13 protein-coding genes are annotated in these 12,154 nt (G+C 40.3%); 8 read left to right on the top strand and 5 right to left on the bottom strand.

Annotated elements, in window-relative coordinates; translation table 11 throughout:
• Positions 1 to 11: 11 nt before the first annotated feature.
• Together ACOT8F_RS13040 and recU are read right to left on the bottom strand one after the other, a co-directional pair.
• Positions 12 to 2,849 (bottom strand): PBP1A family penicillin-binding protein, encoded by a 2,838-nt coding sequence (locus ACOT8F_RS13040; protein WP_421652355.1) that lies wholly within the window; start codon positions 2,847 to 2,849, stop codon positions 12 to 14.
• A 57-nt stretch (positions 2,850 to 2,906) separates the two neighbouring features.
• Complete coding sequence (recU, locus tag ACOT8F_RS13045) at positions 2,907 to 3,500, bottom strand: Holliday junction resolvase RecU (RefSeq protein WP_421652420.1); 594 nt, start codon at positions 3,498 to 3,500, stop codon at positions 2,907 to 2,909.
• 138 nt (positions 3,501 to 3,638) lie between these two features.
• Here recU and ACOT8F_RS13050 point away from each other — a divergent pair, with 138 nt between their 5' ends.
• The 3 genes from ACOT8F_RS13050 (at position 3,639) to ACOT8F_RS13060 (ending at position 5,616) form a co-directional block, all read left to right on the top strand.
• Positions 3,639 to 4,616 carry a DUF2515 family protein gene (locus ACOT8F_RS13050; protein WP_421652356.1) on the top strand — a complete coding sequence of 326 codons (978 nt, stop codon included), beginning with the start codon at positions 3,639 to 3,641 and terminating at the stop codon, positions 4,614 to 4,616.
• A gap of 339 nt (positions 4,617 to 4,955) precedes the next feature.
• Positions 4,956 to 5,195: a hypothetical protein gene (locus ACOT8F_RS13055; protein WP_421652357.1), complete on the top strand. Its 240-nt coding sequence runs from the start codon at positions 4,956 to 4,958 to the stop codon at positions 5,193 to 5,195.
• Between the two features lie 61 nt (positions 5,196 to 5,256).
• Positions 5,257 to 5,616, top strand: coding sequence for a DUF1798 family protein (locus tag ACOT8F_RS13060; protein WP_421652359.1), 360 nt, complete (start codon positions 5,257 to 5,259; stop codon positions 5,614 to 5,616).
• A 35-nt stretch (positions 5,617 to 5,651) separates the two neighbouring features.
• On the opposite strand, the gene ACOT8F_RS13065 is transcribed toward ACOT8F_RS13060, so the two are convergent.
• Positions 5,652 to 5,825 carry a hypothetical protein gene (locus ACOT8F_RS13065; RefSeq protein ID WP_421652361.1) on the bottom strand — a complete coding sequence of 58 codons (174 nt, stop codon included), beginning with the start codon at positions 5,823 to 5,825 and terminating at the stop codon, positions 5,652 to 5,654.
• 92 nt (positions 5,826 to 5,917) lie between these two features.
• Positions 5,918 to 6,103 carry a YppF family protein gene (gene yppF, locus ACOT8F_RS13070; RefSeq protein WP_421652362.1) on the bottom strand — a complete coding sequence of 62 codons (186 nt, stop codon included), beginning with the start codon at positions 6,101 to 6,103 and terminating at the stop codon, positions 5,918 to 5,920.
• 170 nt (positions 6,104 to 6,273) lie between these two features.
• On the opposite strand from yppF, the gene ACOT8F_RS13075 reads away from it, so the two are divergent.
• Positions 6,274 to 6,951, top strand: a complete 678-nt coding sequence (locus ACOT8F_RS13075) for a YppG family protein (protein ID WP_421652363.1) — start codon at positions 6,274 to 6,276, stop codon at positions 6,949 to 6,951.
• 69 nt (positions 6,952 to 7,020) lie between these two features.
• On the opposite strand, the gene ACOT8F_RS13080 is transcribed toward ACOT8F_RS13075, so the two are convergent.
• A complete protein-coding gene (locus ACOT8F_RS13080; RefSeq protein ID WP_421652364.1) occupies positions 7,021 to 7,476 on the bottom strand; it encodes an Hsp20/alpha crystallin family protein in 456 nt (151 codons plus the stop codon).
• Positions 7,477 to 7,688: 212 nt separating this feature from the next.
• Here ACOT8F_RS13080 and ACOT8F_RS13085 point away from each other — a divergent pair, with 212 nt between their 5' ends.
• The 4 genes from ACOT8F_RS13085 to ACOT8F_RS13100 all read left to right on the top strand — a co-directional run bounded on the left by ACOT8F_RS13085 (position 7,689) and on the right by ACOT8F_RS13100 (position 12,076).
• Entirely contained in the window at positions 7,689 to 8,189 is a 501-nt protein-coding gene (locus tag ACOT8F_RS13085; RefSeq protein WP_421652365.1) for a PTS sugar transporter subunit IIA, read from the top strand.
• 130 nt (positions 8,190 to 8,319) lie between these two features.
• Complete coding sequence (locus ACOT8F_RS13090) at positions 8,320 to 10,575, top strand: DEAD/DEAH box helicase (RefSeq protein WP_421652421.1); 2,256 nt, start codon at positions 8,320 to 8,322, stop codon at positions 10,573 to 10,575.
• Positions 10,576 to 11,826: a ribonuclease H-like domain-containing protein gene (locus tag ACOT8F_RS13095; RefSeq protein ID WP_421652367.1), complete on the top strand. Its 1,251-nt coding sequence runs from the start codon at positions 10,576 to 10,578 to the stop codon at positions 11,824 to 11,826. It begins immediately after the preceding gene.
• Between the two features lie 154 nt (positions 11,827 to 11,980).
• A complete protein-coding gene (locus ACOT8F_RS13100; RefSeq protein WP_421652368.1) occupies positions 11,981 to 12,076 on the top strand; it encodes a hypothetical protein in 96 nt (31 codons plus the stop codon).
• Positions 12,077 to 12,154 lie beyond the last annotated feature (78 nt).

Raw genomic sequence — 12,154 nt, forward strand, 5'->3', positions numbered from 1 at the left:
TATTGTCCAGTTTAGTGCTGGGTTTTAATCTTATTATTGTTTTGAGGTGTTTGGCCGCCAGTATTGCCAGAACCGCCAGTACCTCCGGTGCCACCAGTCCCGCCGCCAGTGCCACCAGTACCTCCGGTGCCACCAGTACCTCCGGTGCCACCAGTATCGCCGCCGGTGCCACCAGTCCCGCCGCCAGTGCCACCCTGACCGCCAGTACCGCCTTGATCACCACCACCCTGGCCACCCCCAGTACCGCCCTGACCGCCAGTACCGCCTTGACCGCCAGTATCGCCTTGACCACCAGTGCCGCCTTGACCGCCAGTATCGCCCTGACCACCAGTGCCGCCTTGACCGCCAGTATTGCCTTGACCGCCAGTACCGCCCTGACCGCCAGTTCCGCCTTGACCGCCAGTTCCGCCTTGACCGCCGGTGCCGCCTTGACCTGGAGTGCCTGGCTGTTGACTGTCAGAACCGCCAGGGATCGTTACATAAGCAGTAGCAGGGCCGCTTCGATTCGAACTATCGGTATCACTTACCGCTGTGACCTGGAATTTATAAGTGCTTCCAGGCGTTGGGTTTGGAATGATAAGTGATGTATCTTTGGAATTGCTTATTGTCTGATATGGCCCATTATCAACTGATTGGCTAACTTCAAATGTTACACCTGATTTAGCTGCATCATTATAACTCCAACCGAGTGAAATGGCATTTTGTGCCTGATCGTAATTGACCTGAAGGCCGCTCGGTTTTTCGACAGCCGATTGTGATGGTGTCGGCTGAGGAGGAGGCTGATAGCCATGAGAAACCCCAGTTGGTTCAGTACCTCTTACAAAGTATTCATAATCTATTTGATCTTTTGGTGTATACTGACTCGCCTTGACAGGAGGGTCACTTCCTTTTTCAACACCAACACCTACTACACTTTTCGGCTTCTTAAAGTCAGTACTGTCACCGTTTGATAAATCTGTCATAATGCTTTTAAACATTTTACGAGCAATCTTTTGCTCCGATTTTGTCAAATACGGATGGGTTTTATCCCCATCATATCCAGTCCAGATTGCAGTAGTATATTTGGGCGAATAGCCGACAAACCATGCATCTCTGGATGATCCTGCAGGTATGTTGTATTTATCCTTTTCCTGCTGGGTGAAGTTCGTTGTACCTGTTTTACCGGCAATATTCACACCAGGAACTGCTGCAGTCTTACCAGTCCCGTATTTTACAACTGATTTCAACATGTCAGTAATCATAAATGCTGTATAATCACTCATTGCTACTTTTGGTTCTGGTTTAAGATTTTCTTTTGTACCGTCCTGATACTCAATTTCCTTGACGGTGTGCGGTTCAATATAAATACCGTTGTTTCCAAATGCACTGTAAGCTCCCGCCATTTTAAGAGGGGAGGATTCAAATGTTCCAAGTGCAGATGATTCATATACATTGTCAAGCCCCATACCCAGCCCATTTGCAAATGTTTTAGCTTTATCAAGTCCGACTTCCTGCAGCGTTTTAACAGCAGGAACGTTACGGGAATCTGCAAGCGCTTCTCTTATAGATATTTTGCCTTTATAAGATTTGTCGTAGTTTCCAAATTCCTGTCCGCTTGAATACTTGTATGGTTCATCAATAATTTGATGGTAAGTAGACCATTTCAGATTTTCAACAGCTGGACCGTAATCAAGTATCGGTTTGACGGTTGAACCTGGCTGTCTTTTGGATTGCAGAGCATAGTTGAAGTTGCTTGCTTTTCTGTTTATACCAGGTCCAATAGCGCGAATTTCGCCAGTTTGAGTGTCAGTAACCGTTATACCGGCTTGGAAGAATTTGCTTGATGGGTAATCAATTTCATTTCCATTTAACACGTCATTTACTTTTTTCTGAGCTTTTGGATCAATGGTTGTGTATATTTTTAGTCCCGCTTTTGCAGGGTCCAGACCCGTTTTCGTTTTTACCTCTTCAACAATCTGATCGGCAAAAGAGAAGTAAGGGTTTTTATCAGCTTTTGGTGTTACGAGTCCTGCATCGATTTTTGTCTTTATGGCCTCATCAGCCTGGGCCTGTGTAATAAAACCATGTTTGGCCATTAATCCTAAAACCGTATCCCTGCGTTGTTTCGCTTTATCAGGGTTTGTACGGGGATTATACGTATTCGGTGCTTTAGGCATTCCGGCAAGCATTGCAGCTTCAGGAAGCGTCAATTGCTTCACTTCTTTGCCGTAGAAATATTCCGCTGCTTTTCCGATGCCATAATTGTTTCCGGTAAAATAGATTTTGTTCAAATAAAGCTCAAGAATTTCCTGTTTGGAATATTGGCGTTCAAGCTGGAAGGACAGCCATAATTCCTGCACTTTTCTTTTTAGCGTTTTTTCATGAGTAAGAAGGTAGTTTTTAACAACCTGCTGCGTAATGGTACTGCCGCCTTCTGCTCCAAATCCCTGTTTAAAGTTTGCAAGAGCAGCCCCGCCAAGGCGGATGAAATCGACACCGTTATGCTGATAGAACCTTGCATCCTCGGTCGCTAGAAAAGCATTTTCCACTACTTTTGGGATGTTATCATAAGGCACATATTCCCTTTTCTCTCCACCTGCGCCAATATCAAAAATTTTCTTGTTGTCTTTATCATATACTGCTGATGAATAATCAGAAGTTAACTTTTTCTTGTCCAGAGGCGGGGTTCCGGCAACCATTACTCCGAAAGCAATACCTCCTGCAAGCAAGAAGAAAACACCAATGGCAAGTATAGTTAAAATAATTTTCTTCCATAGTGGGGTACCGCTTTTTGGTTTTTTAGAAGCTTGCTTTGTGTTTGGCTTTGATGCTCTTTTGCGCTCTTCGCGACTTCGATATTGTTCAGACATTTCATCTCAACCTTTCATTAAAAAACATGAGAGAAGGTCATGGAATATGGCCTTCTTTCATTGGAAAAATAGTGTTTCTACTATCTTAATATAATCAATCCTAGGCTGATAGCCAAGCGGGATCTTAAAAGACGATTCCTCTAGTTCTTCATGGGTTATCGATTTACGGCCCCCATTTTCTTTTCTTTCCCAAAAATCAAACAGCTTCCGGGCTTCCAGAAAATATGTAGTTCCGAAAGCAGAGATAATAACAAAACAAATACCTTGCTGGGAAATTACACTTTGCATATGTTTAATTTGATGTTCATGAAAGTTCTGCAGCGGAAATGAGGTTTTGCTTTTCGTTTCCTTTGCTTCAAAATCAATGTACTTTCCTTTATAAACGCCATTGTAATCCGTTGTAGAAGATTGTTTGAAATACGCTTCCCTGATTACGGCTGCACTTCTTTTGGGGTAGTCCACATTGACTATTTGAACTGGAGTAGGCTTCTTATGAATGACGGCAATTCCATTTTCCAAGTAGAATTGATTCGTTTCATTTAAATCATCTTCAAGGGTCATCCCCCTGTTGCTGTAAGATTGATTTGCCTGGTTTTTAATTGGTTTATCGAGCTTGGGTGTATAGGTTTTCCCGTTAGGATAACGAAAAATCATTCCTTCCCTCCTGGTACAAAGACTATACATATCATATCAGAAAAAAGGACAATGTAATGATAAAAAAGTAATGATTTTTCTATACCCTGTTTTATCCATTTCTAACTCCGAAAAAAAAAAGAGGTGCATCCCATTTTGTCACAATCCATATCCTTTCCCATAACGGATGAAGAGAAACAAGTCATAATAATGGTTAAAAAAATAACTGAAAAAGGGAACATGGATAATATTTCACGAACGCATTATTATGAATCATACTACAAACGAAACAGCGAGATAAAGTGGGCATTTTTGGCAGGGATGGTCTCAAGGAATGCAGGCTGGTGCATGGTTGATCTTTCCGTCCCTCCTTTTAGCTTACTCATAAAGGAAAAAACCAGGAAAAAGCTTTTTATGACCTATGAAGCATCCAATTGGCTTATTTTTTCAGATGCATGGCCTCAGCTTGCTATCTACGAAACATCAAAAGTAAAGAAAAAATCGCTTTTTCATTTGCTGAAATGCTTTTCCGTTTCTGATTTTATGATTGAAGAATGGCAAAAATTCTGGATTAGCGGTGACCAGGAAAGACTTATGACTTCCCTCATCATTAATGAACAGCATGTTATTCAAAAACCTGTTATTAAAAACAGCAAATTCAAGCGATCTGTTTTCAGTACAATGATCTTTAGAATGCAAGATATGATGCATTTTTCCACAGTAGTCTTTCCGACTCTGGACGGTCGATTGTTTGGTTTCTCGGCCTATGACTTTACAAGACTTACAGAAAGAATCAAACTCGGAAAAAAACTGGCAGGTTTATTGTTTCATCCAGAATACCACCATTTATTTGAAGCATTTTCTAATAGAACATTCCACACTGGTTCCCGTCATGATTATGAACAGTTTTTTCAAAAAAGGAGAGTAAGGGACAAACCATTTTTAAGAGCAGTATATCCGATTATTACCCATTATATAGACTACGGTCAAACAGATTGGTTTCATGGGCAGAGGCTGAATCATTTTTTTAAGCGAGTTCATATACATGAACCGTTTGAAGTCAGCAGCTGGTACAAGCATAAACAAAATCAGCTTAAATTAATATCTCTATTGAAAGAATTTAAAAAGGCATAAAAAAATAGCAAGGACTCTGTCCTTGCTATTGCTTCATGTCGAAGGGCGGTCTGGTCCTTCGGTTTTTTTATCGCCGACGCCAGCAGGGCGCTGCCCTTTTTCCTGTTTGAGATTATTTTTCTTCTCTTGTTTTTTCATTGCAAAACACCTCCTGCACAAATATTGTTTGCACTTAGGGAAAATTCATTCCATTTGCCGGTGCAAAGCTTGTCAGAAAATCGAATATTCTTTTGATAATAAGGTTTGTTTAGCGAATAAAAACTAGTTTTGTCTTATATAAAGGGAACTTCCTATTTTAAGCGAATTCTTTTAGCAATTCATCCGGAGGGGGAGAAAGATTTGAAATATCTTGTGGAGCCGCATGTCATTGAGGAATTACTGAATGAAATTAACGAAGAGCTGGAAAAGCTGGAAGAAAAGTTAATCGAAAAGGTGTCTCATGCAGCTGAAAGCGAGAATATTCGAATTAATGCCCATATTACTCAAATTCAGGATGCATTAGAAGCAGTTTTGGAATTGCCGCAACTCCCGAATTATAGAATTGGATATATGGAAAGGGAGTCTTTTTCTGTCAGCTGAACTGCTAATAGCTTATGTATTGCCCCATTTGGTATGATATCTTCTAGAGGTGAATGACAATATGGAGGAAAATCTTTTAAATTTATGTCTGCAAATGAAAAAAATAAATAAAAAAAGTCAGGAAAGATTACAAACTGTTTTAATAGGAGAAACAGCACCTTCATTTTTTGAAGAAGTGAAGCCGGCTTTTGAAGAAGCCTCAGATCTGGCAAATGCTTGGAGCTTGGAAGCTGAAAAATGGATTAATGCAGAGAAACCCAAAAATCTTCATAAAATCCAGCTTGATTCAACTGTTGAAAATTTCGAACAGATTGTTCTGCAATCTTTTTATAAAGATACAAAACAAAAGAGGCACAAAAATATGAGGGAATCTGTTGATTATATTTTGGATTTAATCATAAAAGATCAGCAATTTAGCTGAAATGAGGAAGGCTCATTATGTGAGCCTTCCTCTTTTTAATCAAGCTGATCTTCCTGTTTAATGGAAACAGGAAGATCTCCTTCACTTGCAACAGGTTCAATATCGTATCCAGCTTTCTGCGTTTGTTTCGGGCTGACCTCTCCGCCGTATTCTTTAGGGGTAGGCACATGAGATTCTTTTTTGTGATTAAAGTGCTTTCCTCTTCCCATCAAATTTCCTCCTCCTAATCATAGCTATCATTAATATGTGAAAAGAGTAGAAGTTTCATTCAAAAAGAAAAGCAAAGACGTATCGTCTTTGCTTAATGCTGCTGATCAGGTGTATGAGCTCCTTGTGATTCCAGATGCTTTACTGTTGATCTGTATTCAGTTATGGACAGGTCTCCGTTAATATATAGTGTTTTTGAAAAATCCAAAAGCTCATTCAAATCTGAAGGACGGTATTGTTTAACATGGAAAAATTTTTCCTGTAAAAGCTGTAAATTCATTACTTCATCCCCTTATAATGAGTTAATCTTATGGTAACATGACTTCCTGAAAATGCTATTTGTAAAAAAATTTAGACTTCCGACACAACCTGACATTTTTTTCTTCACTGCCGTACTGCAAAAAGCATAGCCTATGTATTAGCCCAGCGTTTGCAAAAAGGAGGAAGAGCATGTTTGGTTCGACAAATCAGACAGAAGAGGAGCTGCCGCTTCGAAAAAAAAGAAAGCTGCTGCGAAAACAGAGAGAGGCGAGGGAGCCTGATATGCGTTTCGGTTATCCGCATGAGGCTTACCCAGGATACTCGATGGCTCATCCGTTCGGACACACCCAGCTGCCATTTGGTTATCAGCCCTACCAGCCCGATTTGCCATATCTTAAGTCTCTGCAGCATGCGGCAATGCAGCCCAATTTTACAGGTACATTAACCGATACGTACCAAAACGTTTATCAGAACACGTATCAAAATGTTTATGAAAATAAAACACCAGCTCAAAGTATTTATCAGAATTCTTATGGGAATACGTATCAAAATACGTTTCATGAAGTCAATCAGCATTATGCCAATCCCTATCCGGTCCAAGGGCAGGGGGGACAGCAGCAAGGAGCATATCAGCAGCCGGCGCTTGGCCAAAACCCTTATAATCCTTACCCCAATCCATATCCGAAGCAAGTTCCATATACGAAACAGCAAAACTCTGCTGGATTGCAATCTGTTGTCTCTCAATTCAAAAAAGCCGACGGTCAAATGGATTTTAACAAAATGGTTGATACCGCAGGCCAGATGATGAGTGCCGTTAACCAGATGAGTTCATTAGTTAAAGGTGTATCTTCTATATTTAAAGTTTAAGTTGTCCTTGAACCAGATCATTTCAAAAAAAAAGCATGAAAACTATCATGCTTTTTTTATGTCTGTAATTCAGATAAGCTCTTTTTTTGGAAGCAGGATAACAACAGCGTCCTTTTTAAATATCATCTGCATGTCATCTTCTTCCACAGGGTAAGGGAGGAGGATAGATCTGGAAAAATTGCTTAAGCTTGCCGTTTGCTGATAGTAAGAAGAATCCTCGATTATGGTTTTGCTTTCTTCTTTATGAGTTACTGTTAAAGTAAGACAGCGGTCAAATACTTCAGCTTCAAAACATTCTTGTTTCAGCCCAGCCATCTTTGCTTCAACAACAACATGATGATCGTTTACTGCGGTTTCTATATCCAATAGAGGAAAGGTACAGCTTTGCTGAATCAAGGAGTTAAACTCATTCAAAAAATGCTTTAGCGGTTCTGAACGGAAAAATTGGTCAGCAAAGTTCAGAAATGGTGTCTCATCTTTAATAAAATCGGAGAGACTGTAATTTGGCTTTTTATTGTTTGTCATGTAAACACACCCCTTTACTAATCATCGTTACATAATATGCAATTCGCCTATTTATGCTTATGAAAATGGAATATATACCAAAAGAAGAATAGATGATAATCTTATATAAGAATACATATTTTTAATTATTTATTTGCTGCGGCTTCTGAATGCGTTTGAACTGAGAGTTCAGGGGTAACAGGAATATAGGATGACTCGAAAGGGGTTATTTCATGTTTAAAAAACTTTTTGGCAAAAAAGAGGAAAAAGTTATGGAGGAAACGGTTTTTTCCCCATTGACAGGAAAATTGGTTAGCCTCGAAGAAGTGCCTGATCCGGTTTTTTCCCAAAAAATGATGGGAGATGGAATGGCGCTCGAACCTTCCGATGGTCTTGTCGTTTCCCCTGTGGAAGGCGAAATTATCCAGCTGTTCCATACGAAGCATGCTATTGGCATTCGTTCAAAAACAGGCATGGAAATTTTGATTCATATCGGACTTGAGACTGTTGGTATGAACGGAGAAGGTTTTGAAGCTCATGTGAAAGAAGGAGATAAAGTAAAGCCAGGAGACAGGCTGTTAACTTGTGATCTTGCATTGATTAAGAAAAAAGCGGCAAGCATCATTTCTCCGATTGTGATCACAAATGGAGACATTCTTGAAAGTGTTTCGAAGGAACCTGCAGGTGAGGTAAAACACGGATATTCCCCGATCTTTCACGTTATAGCGAAATAAGAAATGATTATTAAAAAGCGGGCCTTCAGCCGCTTTTTTTTAATCTATTTCAAACCTTTTATCTTCCAAAACGAACATTTATTCGGTACAATAGAGCAATAAGAGGTGAAACGACTTGAAAAAAAGATCTATGACTGAATTAATTGAACATATTAGGCAGGATAGCGCCTACAGAGACCAGATTGTTCACTGGAAAACGATCGAGCCTAAAGAGGCTAAAACAGTTCCTTTTCCCGATTGGATAGATGAACGATTAAGAACAGCGCTGTCCAATAGAGGGGTTAACGAGCTATATATTCATCAAAATAGTGCCCTGGCGTCGGCTGTGAACAAAGAAAGCTTTGTTGCGGTAACTCCGACAGCATCAGGAAAAACACTTTGCTATAATTTGCCGGTTCTGCAAAGCATTCTGGAAAGTGATAAAAGCAGAGCACTCTATATTTTCCCTACCAAAGCGCTTGCCCAGGATCAAAAAAGCGAGCTAACTGAACTAATAGAGGAAATAGGAGCATCCATTAACTCATACACATATGACGGAGATACGGCTCCGAATGTAAGGCAGGTTATTCGGAAAGCAGGACATATTGTGCTGACAAATCCTGATATGCTGCATTCGGCAATCCTTCCGCACCATACGAAGTGGGTTTCCCTTTTTGAAAATCTAAAATATATAATTATCGATGAACTGCATACTTATAGGGGCATCTTTGGAAGCCATGTTGCAAACGTGCTAAGAAGACTGAAAAGAATATGTGCTTTTTACGGGACTAGCCCTCAATTTATCTGTACTTCCGCAACAATAGCTAACCCTTTGGAACTTGGAGAAAAATTAACGGGTACCTCTATGAAGCTGATAGATGACAATGGGGCCCCGTCAGGGAAGAAGCATTTTGTTTTTTACAACCCACCAGTTGTCAACAAACCCTTAAATATTAGAAGAAGCGCCACATTAGAAGTAAGAAATCTGGCTGGTGAATTTTTGAAAAACAAGATCCAGACTATTGTTTTTGCTCGCAGCAGAGTGAGAGTTGAAATTATCTTAACCTATTTGCAGGAGCTGATTAAAAGAAAGCTTGGACCCAAATCAATCAGGGGGTACAGGGGAGGATATCTTCCTAAACAGCGCAGGGAGATTGAAAAAGGGCTGAGAAGCGGTGATATACTCGGTGTAGTCAGTACGAATGCACTTGAACTTGGGGTTGACATTGGCCAGCTGCAGGTTTGTATAATGACAGGGTATCCAGGAACGATCGCAAGTGCATGGCAGCAGGCAGGAAGAGCAGGGAGAAGGCATGGTGAAGCGCTCATCATCATGGTTGCCAGTTCAACTCCGCTTGACCAGTATATTATCCAGCATCCGGATTATTTTTTTGAACAAAATCCGGAAACGGCTGTCATTAATCCTGACAACCTTATTGTGCTTGTAGATCATTTGAAATGTGCAGCATTCGAGCTTCCGTTCAAAGAGGGAGAAACATTTGACGGGGTAGAGCTTGAGGATATTTTAGAATTTTTAGCAGAAGAGCATGTCCTTTACCAGAATCGAGGAGCTTATCACTGGATGAATGATTCATTCCCGGCTCATGAGGTTAGTTTACGTTCAGCTTCCCAGGAAAATGTCATTATCATTGACATGACCTATTCCGGTAATTATAAAGTAATCGGAGAAATGGACCGTTTCAGCGCCATGACCCTGCTTCATGATGAAGCTATCTATTTGCATCAAGGAGTTCAGTTTCAAGTAGAGGAGCTGGATTGGGAGGAAAAGAAGGCCTTTGTAAGAGAAGTGGAAGTAGACTATTTTACGGATGCAAATCTTGCTGTTCATCTTAAAGTGCTAGAGGAAGACTTGAAAAAAGAGGTCGCATCTTATTCTATGGGCTATGGGGATGTTGCTGTACAGGCAATGGCAACTTTTTTTAAGAAAATCAAATTTGACACGCATGAAAATATTGGCTTCGGTCCGATTCATCTTCCCGAGGAAATATTGCATACGAATGCCACATGGATCAGTTTAAGTCCTGCTCTTACAGATAATTGGAGCGAAGAAAGGCTTGAGGATGCCCTGGTCGGTACAGCCAATGTATTAAGGCATATTTCTCCTCTTAGTGTCATGTGCGATCCTTCAGATCTTCATGTTGTTCCGCAAGTAAAAGCCTCTCATAACGATCTGCCGACCATTTTTTTATATGACCGGTATCCCGGAGGCGTCGGGCTTTCACGGAAGGTTTATGATACGATAGGCGATATTGTTAAGGAGTGTATTTCTCTTATTCTTGGCTGCCCCTGCCATTCAGGCTGTCCATCATGTGTAGGCTCTGAGGGCGGTCTTGACAGCAGGAAAAAAGATACATTGAAATTGCTGGATGAATTGAGTGATGATTAAATGTCCTTGAAAAATAAATTAAACCGGCTGAAGTCACATATCGTTAAAGAGGAAACACAGACAGATCCTCCTAAAAAGGTAGAGCAGCCTGCCGGTTCAGATAAATGGGAAGAATTCGGAATGTCCATTTTTAGATATGATGATGAATATTGCTTTGTCAGGGAGGTCCATTATCCGCTGGATACTATACATGGAACTGCAAGATTTGGTGACTTTCCTTCTGTGGTAAAAAAGTGGAATGAGAGCCCATTGGATCACCCTCTGTCTTCAAAAGGACATCTTCCAAAGAATCTTTTTTTCTTCGACACCGAAACAACTGGTCTTGGCGGAGGGGCAGGCAACACTATTTTTCTGCTCGGACATGCAAGAGTGATGGAAGACAAAGTAACAGTAAAGCAGCATCTTCTTCCAAAACCGGGAAATGAAGTTGCCCTTTATCAAAGCTTTTTAAGCGAGGTAAATATTAAGACTCTTGTTACTTACAACGGCAAGGCCTTCGATTGGCCGCAGGTTAAAACAAGACATACGCTAATCAGGGATCTTGTACCGGAACTGCCGCAATTCGGCCACTTTGATCTGCTTCATGCCGCCAAGAGAATCTGGAAAAGTCATCTTCCTTCACTTAAGCTTTCTTTAGTTGAGGAAGAAATTCTTAATATCAAGAGAACAGATGATATTCCTGGATATCTTGCCCCGATGATTTACTTTCATTTTGTTGAAAAACAGGATCCTGAATTGATCTTTGGGGTGATGAAGCATAATGAGCTGGATGTTCTCACTTTGATCACTTTATATCAGGAACTTTCCTTAAAGCTTTTAAATGCAGCAGCAGAAGAAGATGAAAAAATTCAATTTGAACTGGCCAAATGGTTTCAGGCTGCGGGGGAAGATGAGACCGCATTTCAGACCTTTCAGGCTGTTTCGGAAAAATCTTCTTTCAAACAATTTGATGCAAAGTTAGCCATGGCCCAAAAATGGAAAAAGGAAAAAGAGATTTCAAAAGCTGTGGAGCTTTGGAAAGAGATCGTGAAAAAAGGCAACGGAAAAGCGGGGCTCGAAGCAGCTGTGGAAATGGCAAAATTTGAGGAACATACAAAGAGAAATATTTCAAATGCACTCGAATATACTGCGAGTGCCATTTTGATGGTGAAAGAATCAGTGATTTTAACGGAAGAAAAAAAAGAAAAATGGCTCATAGAGCTCAGGAAAAGAAGAACGAGACTGGAAAGGAAATATTCCCGCCTTGACTGATTATTCCCCGGGGAAGCGCAGAACCTGATCATTTTCGCCAACTTTTTGACTTTTTGAAGAAAATTTTTTAAAAAAGAAAACATACATTGTAGAATCCTGCTGAAGCATGTAAAATAAAGGACTGTAATGACTTTTTCAGCTAGGAGAATGATTAATGTACAAAGGGATTTTTTACTTGTTTTTCGTCGTTGTCGTCCTTATTGTTTTTGTATTTACAAATTTTAAAGAAAGCTTTTACGCTTTTCTTTAAAAATAGGTTTTTACATTAGTACAACTTCACTGCTTCTTTCATAGGCTGTAATTGTAAGTCAGCTGAAAAAGGAAAGGA

The organism is Chryseobacillus diguaensis, assembly GCF_049220665.1.
Taxonomy (GTDB): domain Bacteria; phylum Bacillota; class Bacilli; order Bacillales; family Bacillaceae; genus Metabacillus_B.